Source organism: Pseudomonas sp. 18175 (assembly GCF_050432925.1).
Taxonomy (GTDB): domain Bacteria; phylum Pseudomonadota; class Gammaproteobacteria; order Pseudomonadales; family Pseudomonadaceae; genus Aquipseudomonas.
In genome coordinates this window covers 168,582-186,777 of the sequence record NZ_JBKFTO010000008.1, presented here as the reverse complement: position 1 = coordinate 186,777, position 18,196 = coordinate 168,582, and the positions used below count along the sequence as shown (strand labels likewise).

The following is an 18,196-nucleotide window of genomic DNA, read 5'->3' as shown; positions in this document are numbered from 1 at the left end:
CGCACGCTTGACTGAAAACCCCTCGACTGAGGGGTTTTTTTTTGCCTTACAAATAGGTGTGGAACCCCCACATTTATACCTCCACTCAAAATCCGTAAACCTTCGATTTTTCATCATTGGGTGTGGGGTGGCTATGGGGCCTGTAACGGGAGGGCGGGCAGATATCGGCGGCTTGCGCTTTGATACTGCCAGAGTAGGTTTTCATTCTCGGGGGGCAGGTACTGCCGAAGATATCAAGGATGGCGCGACGGATAAGAAGGATGAGGTTGTAAAACTGCTGAGGGAACTTGACGACGCCCAGGCGACTGGCAAAAGTCAGACGGTTTTGGACCTGCGTGACAAGCTCATCGAGATGCGCAAGGAGTTAGGAGATGAGACGTTCAAGGCGATGCTTGAACAACTCAAGCGCGAGTTGGCCACGCGATGGCTGGAGCTTTTGAAGCAACTGTTTCCGGATTTGTTTGCGGATACACCAGCCCCCCCTTCTCCGCGTCCGTCGATAGATGGGGGCGGTGGAGGCGGAGGTGGAGGGAGGCGGGGAGGCGGAGGTGGGTCGGGCAGGGTTAATCCGGCTGATTTTGGCACTGTCGAGGATATGAGTACCAAGCCATTTACCAATGGGGCTCGATACACAAATTACGATCCAGATAAAAAAACCGAACCCGGGAAAGCCCCGGCTACTGATAAAACGCCCGGCAATATCTGGAGTGGTTTCAAGCAGGGGCCGGACGGGAACTGCACCACGGTTGCAGCAATAAAGGCTGCAATGATGAAGTTTGGCCAGAAGCCCACCGATATCTTCGAAAGTGTCAGACGATCGGGCGATGGCTATGCAATAAAGATGAGGGATGAGTTTCCGCCATTCCACTTGAGCAAGTCTGAATTGCAGCAGGCGGCACAGCAGGCTCGGTTCCTGGGGGATGACCCAGAGATGATGACTGATGCCAATTTCTTGTACGCCGCCAGTGCCAAGCGGGCTCAGATTGAGGGCAACCAGGGTTGGGGGCACGGCAATGACCACAATGCGCAGAGAAGTTATCTGGATGCGTTGGTGAGTTTGAATGACGGTGAGATGCTACGTGAGGGCCTGGATCGCCTTGGGTTGAAAGGACTGTATAAGGACTCTTCAAGCAATGAACTCGCCAATGGCGAGTTGGGCGTCGTGGCCTATGGTGGTCATGCAATGGCAGTCATCGGTGGGCACGTAGAGCTTTGGGGCGGGCGAGGTGGTCGGCCTTCGTGGGGGGAGGCGTATGCGTTTACGAAAGGTAACCGGAATTGAGGATTTTTATCACGGTGAAATAAAAAAAGCCCATCAACCCAAAGGTTGACGGGCTTTTCAATATTGCGCTCAGCTTATTGGCAAGCTTCGCAATCCGGCTCGTCAATCGCGCAAGCCTTTGGCACGGGTGCCGGGCCGGCTGGAGCGGCGAGTACCGAGTCATCACCGTGGTTGCCGCCGCTGGAAACAGCGTTCAGCTTACCGGTGTTGATGGTCGACTTCTCGGTGCTGGTCGCAGCCAGGGCACGGAGGTAGTAAGTGGTTTTCAGGCCACGGTACCACGCCATGCGGTAGGTCACGTCCAGCTTCTTGCCCGAAGCGCCGGCGATGTACAGGTTCAGGGACTGTGCCTGGTCGATCCACTTCTGGCGACGGCTGGCGGCGTCAACAATCCACTTGGTATCCACTTCGAATGCAGTCGCGTAGAGCTCTTTGAGTTCTTGCGGGATGCGTTCGATCTGCTGCACGGAACCGTCGTAGTACTTGAGGTCGTTGATCATCACCGAGTCCCACAGGCCGCGAGCCTTGAGGTCGCGAACCAGGTACGGGTTGATCACGGTGAATTCGCCCGACAGGTTCGATTTCACATACAGGTTCTGGTAGGTCGGTTCGATCGACTGCGATACGCCAGTGATGTTGGCGATGGTGGCAGTCGGTGCGATGGCCATGATGTTGGAGTTACGAATACCTTTCTGCACACGGGCACGTACCGGCGCCCAGTCCAGGGTTTCGTTCAGGTCAACGTCGATGTACTTCTGGCCACGGGCTTCGATCAGGATCTGTTGCGAGTCCAGCGGCAGGATGCCTTTGGACCACAGCGAACCCTGGAACGTCTCGTAGGCGCCGCGCTCGTCGGCCAGGTCGCAGGAAGCCTGGATCGCGTAGTAGCTGACCGCTTCCATGGACTTGTCGGCGAACTCGACCGCAGCATCCGAGCCGTAAGGAATGTGCTGCAGGTACAGCGCATCCTGGAAGCCCATGATGCCCAGGCCAACCGGACGGTGCTTGAAGTTGGAGTTCTGCGCCTGTGGTACCGAGTAGTAGTTGATGTCGATAACGTTATCGAGCATGCGTACGGCGGTGTTGACGGTGCGTTCCAGCTTGGCGGTGTCCAGCTTGCCGTTGACGATGTGGTTCGGCAGGTTGATCGAGCCCAGGTTGCAAACGGCGATCTCGTCCTTGTTGGTGTTCAAGGTGATCTCGGTGCACAGGTTCGAGCTGTGGACCACGCCCACGTGCTGCTGCGGGCTGCGCAGGTTGCACGGGTCTTTGAAGGTCAGCCATGGGTGGCCGGTTTCAAACAGCATGGACAGCATTTTGCGCCACAGGTCTTTGGCCTGGATGGTCTTGAACAGCTTGATCTTGCCAGGGTACTGGGACAGGGCTTCGTAGTACTCGTAGCGCTCTTCGAAGGCCTTGCCGGTCAGGTCGTGCAGATCCGGTACTTCGGAAGGCGAGAACAGGGTCCACTGGCCGTCATCGAAGACGCGCTTCATGAACAGGTCAGGGATCCAGTTGGCGGTGTTCATGTCGTGGGTACGACGACGATCATCACCGGTGTTCTTACGCAGCTCGATGAACTCTTCGATGTCCATGTGCCAGGTTTCCAGGTAGGCACACACGGCGCCTTTGCGCTTGCCACCCTGGTTCACGGCTACGGCGGTGTCGTTCACCACTTTCAGGAACGGTACAACGCCCTGGGACTTGCCGTTGGTGCCCTTGATGTACGAACCCAGTGCACGCACCGGGGTCCAGTCGTTGCCCAGGCCACCGGCGAATTTGGACAACATGGCGTTGTCGTGGATCGCGTGGTAGATGCCCGACAGGTCATCCGGCACGGTGGTCAGGTAGCAGCTGGACAGCTGTGGACGCAGGGTGCCGGCGTTGAACAGGGTCGGGGTCGACGACATGTAGTCGAAGGACGACAACAGGTTGTAGAACTCGATGGCGCGGTCTTCTTTGTGCTTCTCTTCAATCGCCAGGCCCATGGCCACGCGCATGAAGAACACTTGCGGCAGTTCGAAGCGGATACCGTCCTTGTGGATGAAGTAACGGTCGTACAGGGTTTGCAGGCCCAGGTAGGTGAACTGCTGGTCGCGCTCGTGGTTGATCGCCTTGCCGAGTTTTTCCAGGTCGAAGGTGGCCAGGACCGGGTTCAGCAATTCGAATTCGATACCCTTGGCGATGTAGGCAGGCAGGGCCTTGGCGTACAGGTCGGCCATTTCGTGGTGGGTGGCGCTTTCGGCGACGCCGAGGAAGCCCAGGCCTTCGGCACGCAGGGTGTCCATCAGCAGGCGCGCGGTCACGAACGAGTAGTTCGGCTCACGTTCAACCAGGGTACGGGCGGTCATCACCAGAGCGGTGTTGACGTCGGTCAGGGCCACGCCGTCGTACAGGTTTTTCAGGGTTTCGCGTTGGATCAGGTCACCGTCGACTTCTGCCAGGCCTTCGCAGGCTTCGGTCACGATGGTGTTCAGGCGGCCCAGGTCCAGCGGTGCAAAGGTACCGTCGGCCAGGGTGATGCGGATCGATGGGTGAGCTTGTACCGCGGCTTCTTCGGCCGGGGTGCGTACCGCGCGTTCCTTGGAACGGGCGTCACGGTAGATCACGTAGTCGCGGGCTACTTTCTGCTCGCCGGCACGCATCAGGGCCAGTTCGACCTGGTCCTGGATTTCTTCGATGTGGATGGTGCCGCCCGAAGGCATGCGACGCTTGAAGGTGGCGGTGACTTGTTCGGTCAGGCGGGCAACGGTGTCGTGGATGCGCGACGAGGCAGCAGCGGTGCCGCCTTCAACTGCAAGAAACGCTTTGGTGATAGCGACGGTGATTTTGTCATCGGTGTAAGGAACGACAGTGCCGTTACGCTTGATCACGCGCAGTTGGCCAGGTGCGGTGGCGGACAGATCCAGGTTCGAATCAGCGGCCTGCGGCACGGAGCCTTGCGGGTTCTCGCGAGTTGTGTCGGTTTGCATGGGGGGTTGTCTCCACGTTCTATATTTGATTGCGAGTGCCAGGCTCTTCCTGCAACACCCGTACCGTTTTCCATATCGGGGATGGGAAACAGCTGCCATCCGCGTGAGCGGTTTGGTCTACTGAAAATCGGTTGGTTCCCTACTGCGCTAGCAATAAAACCCTTGAATTTCGAGCCACTTGTGTGGTTGGGCGATTTGTTCGAAAACCCCACATATAGGGTCTGCTTCGGCGCCGAGGTACAAGATAATGCGTTTCGTAGGGGTTGGCAACGCAGTAACCTGTGGATAACGCTGTGGGTAAAATGTGTATGAAAGGTGGAACATGCGTGTAGGCCGCATTACTGCTGCGTTGCACCGTTTGTCATGAAATGTTTCGGCCTGAAAACAGCCTGCCCATTTTCGAAGGGCGCGAACCCTATCACAAAAAAACCCGATCTCCGAATGGATTTCCAGGCTTGTGCTAGAGGGTTGGGGCGTGGCTACAATCGGCTTTTGTTATGCCTTAAAAACATTACAAATCGGTAACGCAGCACTTCTTATAACAATGAGGACCACCCGTGGAGCACGAAGCCTGGCAGGTATTGATTGTCGAGGACGACCAGCGTCTGGCTGAGCTGACCCGCGACTATCTGGAGAGCAACGGCCTGCGGGTGTCGATCGAAGGCGACGGCGCACTGGCTTCGGCACGCATCATCGCCGAGCAACCAGACTTGGTGATCCTCGACCTGATGCTCCCCGGCGAAGATGGCCTGAGCATCTGCCGCAAGGTGCGCGAGCACTATGACGGCGTGATCCTGATGCTCACCGCACGCACCGACGACATGGACCAGGTGCTCGGCCTGGACATGGGCGCCGACGATTACGTGTGCAAACCCGTGCGCCCGCGCTTGTTGCTGGCGCGCATCCAGGCCCTGCTGCGGCGCAGCGAACCTGCTGAACCGGTCGCCGTGGAAAGCCAGCGCCGCCTGCAATTCGGCCCCCTGGTGGTGGACAACGCCCTGCGCGAAGCCTGGCTGCATGAGGGCAGTATCGAGCTGACCAGCGCCGAATTCGACCTACTGTGGCTGTTGGTGGCCAATGCCGGGCGCATCCTGTCCCGCGAAGAAATCTTTATTGCCTTGCGCGGTATCGGCTATGACGGCCAGGACCGCTCCATTGATGTGCGTATCTCGCGCATTCGCCCCAAGATAGGCGACGATCCGATCCACCCGCGCTTGATCAAGACCATCCGCAGTAAAGGCTACTTGTTCGTCCCGCAAGCCTGCGCCGATATGCCGCTGTGAACTCGATCTTCCTGCGCATCTACGGCGGCATGTGCGCGGCACTGATCCTGGTGGCGCTGCTGGGTGTGCTGGCCTTGCACTTGCTCAATGAGGTGCGCAGTGGCCAGTACCGCGAGCGCCTGGCCCACGGCACCTTCGCTTTGATGGGCGACAACTTGCAGCCCATGAGCCCCATCGAGCGCCAGCGTGCCCTGGCGGTGTGGGAGCGTCTGTTGGGTATTCCGCTGGAGTTGCGCAGCCTTGCCGATGCCCAACTGGACCTCAGCCAGCGCAGCCGTCTGCAACGCGGCCAGGTGCTGGTGGAGCAGACCGGGCCCCATGCTGCGCGGGTCCTGCGCCTGGTCAGCGAGCAAGAGCAACTGGTGCTCACGGGGGAGGTGCAACAGATCAGCGAACAACTGGCCCGTGCGACGATTTACCTGCTGGCCGACGAATTGGTGCGTTTCCCGGTGGCCGAACAGCCGCAACGGTTGGCGGCCATAAAGGAAGCCAAGGGCTTTGGTTTTGAGATGCACCTGATGACCCTCGACCAGGCCGACATGGATGAAGACCAACGTCGTCGTGTGTCGGAAGGCGATACGGTGATGGCCCTGGGCAAGGGCGGCGATTCGATCCGCGTGTTCGCCGGCATGGTGGGCACGCCGTGGGTGCTGGAAATCGGCCCATTGTTTCAAATGAACCCCTACCCGGCGCAATGGCTGATCCTCATCGCCTTGATCGGCCTGACCCTGATCGGCCTGATCGTGTATTTATTGGTGCGCCAGCTTGAGCGGCGCCTGCGTGGCCTGGAAGCCGCCGCCACGCGCATCGCCAAGGGCAACCTGGAAGTTCGCGTACCGGCCCGTGGCGCCGACTCGGTGGGGCGCCTGGCCGCAGCGTTCAACGGCATGGCCGAGCACTTGCAACAACTGCTGGCGATCCAGCGCGAGCTGGTGCGCGCCGTCTCCCACGAGCTGCGCACCCCGGTGGCACGCCTGCGGTTTGGCCTGGAGATGATTGGCAGCGCCGCCACCCCCGAAGCGCGGCGCAAATATATGGAGGGCATGGACAACGATATCCAGGATCTAGATGGCCTGGTGGACGAAATGCTTACCTACGCCCGCTTGGAGCAAGGCGCGCCGGAGCTGAATTTCCAGCGGGTCGACCTTGATGCATTGCTCGACCAGGTGATCGACGAGTTATCGCCACTGCGCCCGCAGGTCTCGGTAACCCGAGGTATTTGCTTGTCTTCAGCGCATTGGGATGATGCTTGGGTGGATGCCGAGCCGCGCTACCTGCATCGAGCGTTGCAAAACCTGGTCAGCAACGCGATGCGCCACGCCCAGGGGCAGGTGTTGATCAGTTACCAGGTGGGCCAGGTGCGTTGCCGTATTGATGTGGAGGATGACGGTCCTGGTGTGCCGGAGAGTGCCTGGGAGCGGATCTTTACGCCGTTCTTGCGGCTGGACGACAGCCGCACCCGGGCTTCGGGCGGGCATGGGTTGGGGCTGTCGATTGTGCGGCGGATTATCCATTGGCATGGCGGGCGGGCGCTGATCGGCAAGAGCAACAACCTGGGAGGTGCATGTTTCAGCCTGAGTTGGCCGCGGGATCAGGAGAAACCCTGAGACCGCTTTCGCGAGCAAGCCCGCTCCCACAGTTGACTGCATTCCAGCGTTGGAACTCGGTCGAATGTGGGAGCGGGCTTGCTCGCGAAAGCGTTATGTCAGGCGCCGATAGCCACCAGGCTCAACAACTGCCCATCCGCCACCGAAAACTGCCCCGTCAACTCAGTGCCGTGGCACCACTCACTGGACAAGTCCGTCAGCAACCGCAGCCGCACAGCCCCTGACTCAGACCACTCCACCACCTCGGCATGCTCAAAGTAAAAGCGCTTGTGCACGATCGGGTAGAGCGCCTTGAACAGGCTTTCCTTGACCGAAAACGTCAACGTCACCAACAGCGCAATCTGCTCACGCCGTATCAAGGCCATGCGCTGCATTTCATTGGCCGTCAGAATTTCCCCCGCCAACCGTTCCGCCCGCTCCAGGCTCAACACATTCTCCAGGTCCATCCCCAGCCCGCGCCACTGCGCCTTGTGCCCGACAATCGCCGCTGCATGCCCGGTGCTGTGGGTGATGGAGCCGCTGATAGGCCCCGGCCATACCGGCGCACGGTCTTCGCCGATGGCGGGGATGAAGTCCAGATGATCGAGTTGTTGCAGCGCAGCCCGTGCACACAGTCGACCGGCGAGGAACTCCGCCTGGCGCTTGGCTACCGAGCGTTGGATGCTCGCCGGTGGCGGTACCGCGCAACGCTGAAAATCTTGGGCTTCTAATAAGGCAGGATCGAAGCGGGTGCTGAGAAACACCGTGCCCGGCAAGGGTTCGGGCAGCGGCCAATGGGCGTCGAGTGGGGTGCAGCAAGCGGGTAGGGCATTCATGGGCGGTATTTTGCCCAGTTGCGGCGCCCCAGGAAAGCCCGTAGCGGTTCAGCCCAGGTTCAGAGCCTGTTCAGGGGGAGTTCAGGGGCGCCTGCGTAGTCTGGCGTCAACAGCCAAACGCGTAGAGGTAAGCACCATGACTGCGATCAAAAAGCTGATGTTGGCGTTAACCATGCTCAGTGCCACCGCTGGGGTCCAGGCGTCCGACAGCGACTTCGCCGCATTCGGTAGCCAGAAGACCAAGAAGTCCAGCACGCTGATCCAGCGTGTCAGCTTTGAAGATGCAGGCAGCCAGCCCACGCCTTGGGGGCAGTCCCTGGGCCTTGCCGCCCCGCAGCCGGCCTATCGCACCGGCTATGAACACCTGACTGGCCAGTACAATGGCATTAAACTGCGCCCGCAAGACCTGCAGGGCCGCTATGATATTCCTCTGTCGGACAGTTGATTTGCTTTGGAGAGCCTTATGAAATTGCTGGTGGTGGAAGATGAGGCGCTGCTGCGTCATCACCTGTTGACCCGCCTCACCGACAGTGGGCACGTGGTAGAGGCCGTGGCCAACGCCGAGGAAGCCCTGTACCAGACCGGCCAATTCAACCATGACCTGGCGATCATCGATCTGGGCCTGCCTGGCATGGGCGGCCTGGACTTGATCCGCCAGCTTCGCGCCCAGGCCAAGACGTTCCCGATCCTGATCCTCACCGCACGCGGCAACTGGCAGGACAAGGTCGAAGGCCTGGCCGCCGGTGCCGACGACTATGTGGTCAAGCCGTTCCAGTTCGAAGAGCTGGAGGCGCGGATGAACGCCTTGCTGCGCCGCTCCAGCGGGTTTACCCAGTCGACCATCGTGGCTGGGCCGTTGCTGCTGGACCTCAATCGCAAGCAGGCGTCCCTCGACGAACAGCCCCTGGCGCTGACCGCCTACGAATACCGAATCCTCGAATACCTGATGCGCCATCACCAGCAAGTGGTCGCCAAGGACCGCTTGATGGAACAGCTCTACCCCGATGACGACGAGCGCGATCCGAATGTCATTGAAGTGCTGGTCGGTCGCCTGCGCCGCAAGCTGGAAGGCCCGGCCGGGTTCAAGCCAATCGACACCGTGCGTGGCCTGGGCTACCTGTTCAATGAGCGCTGCCGTTGATTCGCTCGCTACGCGTACGCCTGATGCTGGCGGCCGCCACCCTGGCCGTGCTGTTTATGCTGGGTTTGTTGCCGGCCATGCAGGGCGCGTTCAGCCTGGCGCTGCAGGACTCCATCGAGCAGCGTCTGGCATCGGACGTCACCACCCTGATCTCCGCCGCACGCGTGGAGAACAACCGCCTGCTGATGCCGGCGCAGTTGCCGGACGAGCGTTTCAACCTCACCGATAGCCGCTTGCTCGGCTATATCTACGACCGTGAAGGCCACCTGGTGTGGCGCTCGCGGGCGACCAAAGAAGAAAACATCAACTACAAGCCGCGTTATGACGGACGCGGCAATGAGTTCGCGCGGATTCGCGAGGCTAGTGGCCAGGAATTCTTCGTCTATGACGTGGAGGTCAAACTCCTGGGGGGCAAGAGCGCGGCGTTCAGTATCGTGGCCTTGCAACCGGTACGCGAATACCAACTGACCCTCGAAGGCCTGCGCGAGAACCTCTACCTGGGTTTTGGCGCCGCGTTGCTGGTGCTGTTGACCTTGCTGTGGCTGGGGTTGACCTGGGGCTTGCAAGCGTTGCGACGCCTGAGCCAGGAGCTGGACCAGATCGAAGGCGGCACCCGTGAAAGCCTTTCCGAAGAACACCCCCGCGAACTGCTGCGCCTCACCGGCTCCCTAAACCGTTTGCTGGCCAGTGAGCGCGAGCAACGGGCGCGCTACCGCGACTCCCTCGACGACCTGGCCCACAGCCTGAAAACCCCGCTTGCGGTGTTGCAGGGCGTGAGCGAAGAGATGGCCCAGCGCCCTGAAGACCGCGACCAGGCCTGGGTGCTGCAATCGCAGATCGAGCGCATGAGCCAGCAGATCAGCTACCAGTTGCAGCGCGCCAGCCTGCGCAAAAGCGGCCTGGTACGCCACCAGGTGCGCCTGGAGCCGGTGCTGCAAAGTCTGTGCGATACGCTGGACAAGGTTTACCGCGACAAGCGCGTGAGCGTTTCCTTTGATTTGCCGGACGAGTGCGACGTGCCGATCGAGAAGGGGGCTTTGCTGGAATTGCTCGGCAACCTGCTGGAAAACGCCTACCGCCTATGCCTGAGCGAGGTACGCATCAGCCTGGTTGAGAGCCTGGAAGGTACTGAGTTGTGTATCGAAGATGACGGCCCGGGTGTACCGCCGGATCAGCGTGCGCGGATTCTGCAACGGGGCGAGCGGTTGGACCGCCAGCATCCGGGGCAGGGGATTGGGCTGGCGGTGGTCAAGGACATTATTGAAAGCTATGGCGCAAGGTTGACCTTGGGGGATTCCCCGTTGGGTGGGGCGGCGTTCAAGATTCACTTTCCGGCTGTGTGATCTCTATTGGCTGTACTGGCCTCTTCGCGAGCAAGCCCGCTCCCACATTCGACCGAGTTCCAACTTGGGAATGCAGTCAAATGTGGGGCTTGCTCGCGAAAGCGCCAGTCCAGGCAACACATCCCTAGCTCTCCTGCGCCCGATACGCCCCCGGCGTCACCCCCGTCCACTTCTTGAACGCCCGATGAAACGCCGACGGTTCAGAAAACCCCAGCTGTTCGGCAATCGCCTGCAACGACAAATCCGCCCGGCCCAAATGGTAGATGGCGATGTCCCGCCGCAGCTCGTCCTTGAGCGCCTGGAAACTGGTGCCTTCTTCACGCAGATGCCGACGCAGGGTTTGCGGGCTGATGTGCAGGTGCTGGGCGACGGCTTCCAGATCTGGCCAGGGCGAGCGATCGCGGCTCAACAGGCGGCTCAACAGGCGGCGCAGTTGGCTGCTCAGGCTGTCACCTTCATCAGGCCGCGATAGCAGGTCGGCGGGCGAGCGTTCCAGGAAATGCTTGAGGGTGCGCTCGTCCTGCAACAGCGGCAGGCTCAGGTAGCGGGCGGGAAACACCAGGCTGCTGTTCGGTGCACCGAACACCTGGGTGCACGGAAACAACAGGTCATATTCACCGGCGTGGGCCGGCATAACGTAACTGAACGTGGCTTGGTGCAGACGGATACGTTGGCCGATCAGCCAACTGCCAAGGCGGTGCCAGATCACCAGTAGGCACTCGCTGAGAAAGTGATCCGGGTCCCAGAGTTGGGAGTCGTCCAGGCTCAAGCGAGCCATTTCGCCTTCTCTCGTCAGCTGCCAGCGCGGACCCTGCGGGAATAAGCTATAAAACAATAAGCCGCGTTCCAGAGCCTTCTCCAGGGTGCGGCAGTGAATCAGCGCATGGCACATCATGGCGAAGGTGCCGCGTTTGCTCGGGCCGTCGGCAAAACCCAGGTATTCATCGTCCAGCGCCAGCCAGAGCATCTGCAACAGCCGGGTAAATTGCTCCGGTGCGATGCGGGCGCGGGGTTCGGTCAGCAGTTCCGGGGTGATCCCCAACTGTTGCAGCAGGCCCGAGTAGTCGTAACCCGCCCGGCGCGCACCGCCGAGGGCTGCCCGGGCGTAGTGACTGGCGATGGTACGTTCACGCATGCGGGGCCCTCGTCCATGGAAGGGCGGATGGTAGTCATCATTGGGCAGGGCAACAAGGCGGATATCCGCCAAATTGTAGGACGGGATTGGGTGAGTGGGCGGAAATCCGCCACTTGATATGACGCTTCGCCGGACGGCCAAAAAGCCCCAGGCCTGATGTCTAAAGGCCTTCAGGGTTTTTAAGCAAAGTGGCACGGCCTTTGCGATAAGGATTACAGCGCAGGCCTGCTCCTACAGGTTTCGCAAACAACAAATCCCTCCAGTGCAGGAGGGTTCGCAATTCAAGTGTCGTGGGCAATGGCGGATCTTTGCCACACGGGACGATTGAGGAATTTTGCAATGACGACTCGTCAGCCAATCTACAAATCCCTGTATTTCCAGGTGATCGTTGCAATCGTTATCGGTATTTTGCTCGGTCACTTCTACCCGCAGACCGGCGTGGCCCTCAAGCCACTGGGTGACGGCTTTATCAAGCTGATCAAAATGGTCATTGCCCCGATCATCTTCTGCACCGTTGTCAGCGGTATCGCTGGCATGCAAAGCATGAAATCGGTCGGTAAGACTGGCGGCTACGCGCTGCTGTACTTCGAAATCGTTTCCACCATCGCCCTGCTGATCGGCCTGATCGTCGTCAACGTGGTACAGCCTGGCGCTGGCATGCACATCGACGTCGCCACCTTGGATGCTTCGAAAGTCGCGGCCTACGTGACGGCCGGTGCAGACCAGAGCATCGTTGGCTTCCTGCTCAATGTGATCCCTAACACCATCGTCGGCGCTTTCGCCAACGGCGACATCCTGCAAGTGCTGATGTTCTCGGTGATCTTCGGTTTCGCCCTGCACCGCCTGGGTGCTTACGGCAAGCCGGTGCTGGACTTCATCGATCGCTTCGCCCACGTGATGTTCAACATCATCAACATGATCATGAAGCTTGCGCCACTCGGTGCCCTGGGCGCCATGGCGTTCACCATCGGTGCCTACGGTGTGGGTTCCCTGGTGCAACTGGGTCAGTTGATGATCTGCTTCTACATCACCTGCCTGCTGTTCGTGTTGGTGGTGCTGGGCGGTATCTGCCGCGCTCACGGCTTCAGTGTGATCAAGCTGATCCGCTACATCCGTGAAGAGCTGTTGATCGTTCTGGGTACGTCCTCCTCCGAATCCGCACTGCCACGCATGCTGATCAAGATGGAGCGTCTGGGCGCGAAGAAATCCGTAGTAGGCCTGGTGATTCCAACCGGCTACTCCTTCAACCTCGACGGTACTTCGATCTACCTGACCATGGCTGCCGTGTTCATCGCCCAGGCGACTGACACCCACATGGACATTACCCACCAGATCACGCTGCTGCTGGTGCTGCTGCTGTCCTCCAAAGGCGCTGCAGGTGTGACGGGTTCGGGCTTTATCGTACTGGCCGCCACCCTGTCGGCTGTTGGCCACCTGCCGGTTGCCGGCCTGGCGCTGATCCTGGGTATCGACCGCTTCATGTCCGAAGCCCGCGCACTGACCAACCTGGTGGGTAACGCCGTTGCCACCATCGTTGTGGCCAAGTGGGTCAAGGAACTGGACACCGACAAGCTGCAAAGCGAGCTGGCGTCTGGCGGTACTGGCATCTCCGACACTCGTCAGGAAGATGACCTGGGCGTGGCCGAAGGCCCTGCACCTACCGTCAAGTAATGTGCTGAGGGCGTGAATTGACGCCCAAGCGACTCCACAAACGCCCCGACTTGTTCGGGGCGTTTGCGTTTCTGGTAGTTTTTTTGTTTTACAGTGGGTGAATCGTTTATGGGTTGTAACGCTTGCAGGAGGCTGTGTGGATAGTGTGGATCTGAATGTCCTGCGCAGCGTGCTCGAATGGCGCCGCGCCGGGCAGCGAGTGGTGTTGTACAGCGTGGTGCAGACCTGGGGCAGCGCACCCCGCCCGCCGGGAGCCATGCTGGCCCTGCGCGGCGATGGGGTGGTGATCGGCTCGGTGTCTGGTGGTTGCATCGAGGATGATCTGATTGCCCGCCTGCAGGACGGCCGGCTGCCTGACGACGGGCCACCGGTGCAGTTGGTGACCTACGGCGTTACCCGCGACGAGGCGGCGCGGTTTGGCCTGCCGTGCGGCGGCACTCTGCAACTGACCGAAGAGCGGGTAGTCGAGTGGGAATGGGTATCGCAGCTGCTGGCGCGTTGTGAGGATCATCAGATCGTCGCTCGGGAGCTGGACCTGGCCAGCGGCAAAGTCACCTTGAGCAGTGCGAGCAAGACCGATGCAGTGACCTTTGATGGCGAGCGCCTGCGGACGATCTACGGGCCGCGCTGGCGCCTGCTGTTGATCGGTGCTGGGCAGTTGTCGCGCTATGTTGCAGAAATGGCGCGCTTGTTGGATTTCGAAGTGTTGATCTGCGACCCCCGCGAAGAGTTCGTCTACGGCTGGGAAGACCAGCACGGCCGCTTCGTGCCCGGCATGCCGGACGAAGCAGTGCTGAATATCCAGACCGATGAACGCACGGCCATCGTATGCCTGACCCACGACCCACGGCTGGACGATATGGCGCTGCTGACGGCATTGAATTCGGCGGCGTTCTACATTGGCGCTCTGGGTTCGCGTGTGAACACTCAGAAGCGCCGGGAAACCTTGGCGGCGCTGGGGCTCTCGGATGAGGCGATTGCGCGCCTGCATGGGCCGATTGGTCTGCATATAGGCAGTCATACCCCGGCGGAGATTGCGTTGTCGTTGATGGCGCAAATCGTCGCGATCAAGAATGGTGTGGTGCGGTGAATGTCACGGCGATTGTGCTAGCGGCGGGGCAGGGCAGTCGTTTTCGCGCCGAGGCGGGGACTGACCAAGATAAGCTGCTGGCCCAGTGCGTAGGGCTGGACGGTGTGATGCGGCCCGTGATCGAGCAGGTGCTGAGGAGTTTACCTGCGGGCATTACAAGGCGCTGGCTGGTGACTTCGCCGGAGCGTACGGCAGTCATTCGCCTGGCCCGGGAATATGGGTGTGAAGTGCTGCTGCTGCACTCGGCCGGTATGGGCGACAGTCTTGCGGCGGCGGTTGCGGCCAGTGGGCCTGCGGATGGCTGGCTGGTGGTGTTGGGGGATATGCCGTTTATTCAGGCAGCCAGTATTGAGCGCGTGATTGTTGGGTTGCAGGAGGAGGGGGTTAGCGTGCCGGTGCATGGCGGTCAATACGGGCATCCCGTGGGCTTTGGCCGGGCATTCGGGCCTGGGCTGATGGCGCTGAGCGGTGATCGTGGGGCCAGGTCGTTGTTTGTCGGGGCACCTGTGAACGCAGTGCAGGTTGATGACCCAGGCGTGCTATGGGATGTGGACCTGCCACATTCATTGAATTTCAAACCGCTCCCACATTAGAGTTACGACATGTTCTGACTGCATAAAAAAGCCCCGCCTGATCACTCAGGCGGGGCTTTTTAGTTGCTGCGCGAGGGGTTTAGTCTCGTGCTTCTGCTTCCTGTGCAGCGGCGGCTGCGGCAGCTTCGGCTTCCTTGCGACGACGACGCACTTCACGTGGGTCGTTCGGCGCACGGCCGTTCTCGGTCAGGGCGCTGGCCGGGGCGGCTTCAACCACAGGGGTTGCCACTTCGGCAACGACTGGGGTTTCAACCACTGGCTCTGGCTCAGCAACCGGTGCTGGCTCAACCACGGGGGCTGGCTCGGCAACAACCACTTCGGCAACCGGTGCCGGCGCTTCTTCTACCACGGGGGCAGGGGTTGGCGCTTCAACCGGAGCGGCTGGCTCGGCAGTCCATTGGAAGGCGGTCTGTTCTTCACGAACTTCACGCACTTCTGGAGCTGCTTCGATAACCGGTGCTTCAACTACCGCTTCAACCACTGGCTGAGGTTCAACCACCGCTGCTGGCTCAACCGCTGCCACTTCAACTGCTGGCAGGGCTTCTTGAACCGCGGCAACTTCCACTTCCGGAACAACCGGCGCTTCGATTGGGGTGGTGGCTTCTACAACAGGGGCTTCAACCATCGCAGCTTCTACAGCTGGAGCTTCAACAGCCGGTGTTTCTACAGCTGGCGCTTCAACCACTGGGGTTTCAACGACAGGTGTTTCAACCGCGACGGTTTCTTCGACCGCAGCAGTAGCGCGTTCAGCTTGCTCGTGAGCCTGGGCCTCGGCAGGTGCGCTGATAACCGAGCTGGCTACAGCAGCAGTAACGGCCAGGCCAGCAGCCAATTCGGTGCTGGTCGGTTCGTTGGCTACTGCTTCTGCGTTCTCGCCGGCCTCTTCCGAGCCTTCGATCACGTTGCCGTTGGCATCACGTTGACGCTCGCGACGGTTGCTGCGACGACGCTGGCCACGGGAGCGGCGGCGTGGACGATCGCCTTCGGCGCCTTCCTGACCGTCTTCCTGCAGTTGCTCTTCGCCGGTCAGCACTTCTTCTTCGCTGGCGGCAGCGGCTTGCTCGGTACGTGGCTGGCGTTCTTCACGCGGAGCACGTGGTTGACGCTCTTCACGCGGAGCACGTTCTTCACGCGGCTGGCGAGCCGGGCGTTCTTCGGCAACAACAGCAGCACCGGCAACGGCAACGGCAGGTGCGGCGTCCAGTGGTTCGCGCAGTTCGCGTACACGTTCTTCACGCTCGCCACGTGGCTTGCGATCTTCACGCGGTGCACGTGGAGTACGTGGTGCGCGTTCTTCACGCGGTGCACGTTCTTCGCGGGCTACGGTCGGGGTTTCTTCACGGGCTTCGCGAGGCGCACGTTCTTCACGCGGTGCGCGCTCTTCACGTGGTGCACGTTCTTCGCGCGGCTTGCGTTCTTCGTCACGGCGACCGTTGCGGTTGCGGCTCTGCTGGCGGCCGTTGCGACGTTCTTCGTTGCGCGCTGGACGCTCGGTGGCTGGTTTCTCAACCACAACCGGCGCCGCGGGCTCTTCCTTGGTGGCGAACAGGCTGACCAGCGACTTCACCAGGCCCTTGAACAGGCTTGGCTCAGGCAGGGCGGCCGGTGCGGCAACAGGGGCGGCGACTTCGGTCGGCACCGGTGCATTGGCACGGGCTGGCGCGGTCTTCACGGCCGCTTCCTGGCGAACCAGGGTGCGGGTCGCAGCGGCTGGCTGGACTTCTTCCACTTCGGCAGCGGCAGCGGCGATTTCGTAGCTGGACTGGCCGCTGTGGGCTTCCGGGCTGTCATCACGCAGGCGCTGCACTTCGAAGTGCGGCGTTTCGAGGTGATCGTTCGGCAGGATGACGATACGGGCACGGGTGCGCAGTTCGATCTTGGTGATCGAGTTGCGTTTTTCGTTCAGCAGGAAGGCTGCAACCGGAATCGGCACTTGTGCGCGGACTTCGGCGGTGCGGTCTTTCAGGGCTTCTTCTTCGATCAGGCGCAGGATCGCCAGGGACAGTGATTCAACGTCACGGATGATGCCGGTGCCGTTGCAGCGCGGGCAGACGATGCCGCTGCTTTCGCCCAGGGATGGACGCAGGCGCTGACGGGACATTTCCAGCAGGCCGAAGCGCGAGATGCGGCCGACTTGTACGCGGGCACGGTCAGCTTCCAGGCATTCGCGGACTTTTTCTTCCACGGCGCGCTGGTTCTTGGCAGGGGTCATGTCGATGAAGTCGATGACGATCAGGCCGCCGATGTCACGCAGACGCAGTTGGCGGGCGATTTCTTCAGCCGCTTCCAGGTTGGTCTGCAGGGCGGTTTCTTCGATGTCGCTACCTTTGGTCGCACGCGCCGAGTTGATGTCGATGGACACCAGGGCTTCGGTCGGGTCGATCACGATGGAGCCACCGGAAGGCAGTTCGACCACACGCTGGAAGGCGGTCTCGATCTGGCTTTCGATCTGGAAACGGTTGAACAGCGGCACGCTGTCTTCGTACAGCTTGATCTTGCTGGCGTACTGCGGCATCACCTGGCGGATGAAGGTCAGGGCTTCGTCCTGGGCTTCAACGCTGTCGATCAGCACTTCGCCGATGTCCTGGCGCAGGTAATCGCGGATGGCGCGGATGATCACGTTGCTTTCCTGGTAGATCAGGAACGGCGCGGAACGATCCAGGGACGCTTCTTTGATGGCGGTCCACAGTTGCAGCAGGTAGTCGAGGTCCCACTGCATTTCTTCGCTGCTGCGGCCCAGGCCTGCAGTGCGAACGATCAGGCCCATGTCGGCCGGTGCGATCAGGCCGTTCAGTGCTTCACGCAGTTCGTTGCGCTCTTCGCCTTCGATGCGACGGGAGATACCGCCGGCACGTGGGTTGTTCGGCATCAGGACCAAGTAACGGCCAGCCAGGCTGATGAAGGTGGTCAGGGCTGCGCCCTTGTTGCCACGTTCTTCTTTTTCGACCTGGACGATGACTTCCTGGCCTTCGCTCAGGACGTCCTTGATGTTCACGCGGCCTTCGGGGGCTTTCTTGAAGTATTCGCGGGAGATTTCTTTAAGGGGCAGGAAGCCGTGGCGCTCGGAGCCGAAATCGACAAAGGCAGCCTCAAGGCTTGGTTCGATGCGAGTGATCTTGCCTTTATAGATATTGGCTTTTTTCTGCTCGCGTGCACCGGACTCGATGTCCAGGTCGTAAAGGCGCTGGCCATCTACCAGTGCAACACGCAACTCTTCGGGTTGAGTTGCGTTAATCAGCATTCTTTTCATGTTGTACCGTCGGT

The 18,196-nt window shown here is 60.6% G+C and carries 13 protein-coding genes; 9 read left to right on the top strand and 4 right to left on the bottom strand.

What is annotated here, in order from left to right:
* The first annotated feature begins 7 nt into the window (after positions 1 to 7).
* Positions 8 to 1,282 carry a hypothetical protein gene (locus ACLD1Y_RS13510; RefSeq protein WP_429478439.1) on the top strand — a complete coding sequence of 425 codons (1,275 nt, stop codon included), beginning with the start codon at positions 8 to 10 and terminating at the stop codon, positions 1,280 to 1,282.
* A gap of 74 nt (positions 1,283 to 1,356) precedes the next feature.
* Here ACLD1Y_RS13510 and ACLD1Y_RS13505 read toward each other — a convergent pair whose 3' ends face one another.
* Positions 1,357 to 4,254: a ribonucleoside-diphosphate reductase subunit alpha gene (locus ACLD1Y_RS13505; protein ID WP_429478438.1), complete on the bottom strand. Its 2,898-nt coding sequence runs from the start codon at positions 4,252 to 4,254 to the stop codon at positions 1,357 to 1,359.
* Between the two features lie 557 nt (positions 4,255 to 4,811).
* Here ACLD1Y_RS13505 and ACLD1Y_RS13500 point away from each other — a divergent pair.
* Both ACLD1Y_RS13500 and ACLD1Y_RS13495 read left to right on the top strand, forming a co-directional pair.
* Complete coding sequence (locus tag ACLD1Y_RS13500) at positions 4,812 to 5,537, top strand: response regulator (protein WP_429478437.1); 726 nt, start codon at positions 4,812 to 4,814, stop codon at positions 5,535 to 5,537.
* Complete coding sequence (locus ACLD1Y_RS13495) at positions 5,534 to 7,144, top strand: ATP-binding protein (RefSeq protein WP_429478436.1); 1,611 nt, start codon at positions 5,534 to 5,536, stop codon at positions 7,142 to 7,144. The genes ACLD1Y_RS13500 and ACLD1Y_RS13495 overlap by 4 nt, the downstream gene beginning before the upstream one ends.
* Before the next feature lie 98 nt (positions 7,145 to 7,242).
* Here ACLD1Y_RS13495 and ACLD1Y_RS13490 read toward each other — a convergent pair whose 3' ends face one another.
* Positions 7,243 to 7,959 (bottom strand): 4'-phosphopantetheinyl transferase family protein, encoded by a 717-nt coding sequence (locus tag ACLD1Y_RS13490; protein ID WP_429478435.1) that lies wholly within the window; start codon positions 7,957 to 7,959, stop codon positions 7,243 to 7,245.
* A gap of 136 nt (positions 7,960 to 8,095) precedes the next feature.
* Here ACLD1Y_RS13490 and ACLD1Y_RS13485 point away from each other — a divergent pair, with 136 nt between their 5' ends.
* Genes ACLD1Y_RS13485 through ACLD1Y_RS13475 form a run of 3 tightly spaced genes read left to right on the top strand, consistent with a single transcriptional unit; the run spans position 8,096 to position 10,443 of the window.
* Complete coding sequence (locus ACLD1Y_RS13485; RefSeq protein ID WP_429478434.1) at positions 8,096 to 8,404, top strand: hypothetical protein; 309 nt, start codon at positions 8,096 to 8,098, stop codon at positions 8,402 to 8,404.
* Between the two features lie 18 nt (positions 8,405 to 8,422).
* A complete protein-coding gene (locus tag ACLD1Y_RS13480) occupies positions 8,423 to 9,100 on the top strand; it encodes a response regulator transcription factor (RefSeq protein ID WP_003214228.1) in 678 nt (225 codons plus the stop codon).
* Positions 9,097 to 10,443: an ATP-binding protein gene (locus ACLD1Y_RS13475; protein ID WP_429478433.1), complete on the top strand. Its 1,347-nt coding sequence runs from the start codon at positions 9,097 to 9,099 to the stop codon at positions 10,441 to 10,443. The genes ACLD1Y_RS13480 and ACLD1Y_RS13475 overlap by 4 nt, the downstream gene beginning before the upstream one ends.
* Before the next feature lie 124 nt (positions 10,444 to 10,567).
* On the opposite strand, the gene ACLD1Y_RS13470 is transcribed toward ACLD1Y_RS13475, so the two are convergent.
* Entirely contained in the window at positions 10,568 to 11,578 is a 1,011-nt protein-coding gene (locus ACLD1Y_RS13470) for an AraC family transcriptional regulator (RefSeq protein WP_429478432.1), read from the bottom strand.
* Between the two features lie 339 nt (positions 11,579 to 11,917).
* Between ACLD1Y_RS13470 and ACLD1Y_RS13465 the strand changes: the two genes are divergently transcribed.
* The 3 genes from ACLD1Y_RS13465 to ACLD1Y_RS13455 all read left to right on the top strand — a co-directional run bounded on the left by ACLD1Y_RS13465 (position 11,918) and on the right by ACLD1Y_RS13455 (position 14,932).
* Positions 11,918 to 13,249 (top strand): dicarboxylate/amino acid:cation symporter, encoded by a 1,332-nt coding sequence (locus ACLD1Y_RS13465; protein ID WP_429478431.1) that lies wholly within the window; start codon positions 11,918 to 11,920, stop codon positions 13,247 to 13,249.
* A 136-nt stretch (positions 13,250 to 13,385) separates the two neighbouring features.
* A complete protein-coding gene (locus tag ACLD1Y_RS13460) occupies positions 13,386 to 14,339 on the top strand; it encodes an XdhC family protein (protein WP_429478430.1) in 954 nt (317 codons plus the stop codon).
* A complete protein-coding gene (locus ACLD1Y_RS13455; protein WP_429478429.1) occupies positions 14,336 to 14,932 on the top strand; it encodes a nucleotidyltransferase family protein in 597 nt (198 codons plus the stop codon). The genes ACLD1Y_RS13460 and ACLD1Y_RS13455 overlap by 4 nt, the downstream gene beginning before the upstream one ends.
* Before the next feature lie 79 nt (positions 14,933 to 15,011).
* Here the strand turns inward: ACLD1Y_RS13455 and rne are convergent, their stop codons facing one another.
* Entirely contained in the window at positions 15,012 to 18,182 is a 3,171-nt protein-coding gene (gene rne, locus ACLD1Y_RS13450) for a ribonuclease E (protein ID WP_429478428.1), read from the bottom strand.
* Positions 18,183 to 18,196 lie beyond the last annotated feature (14 nt).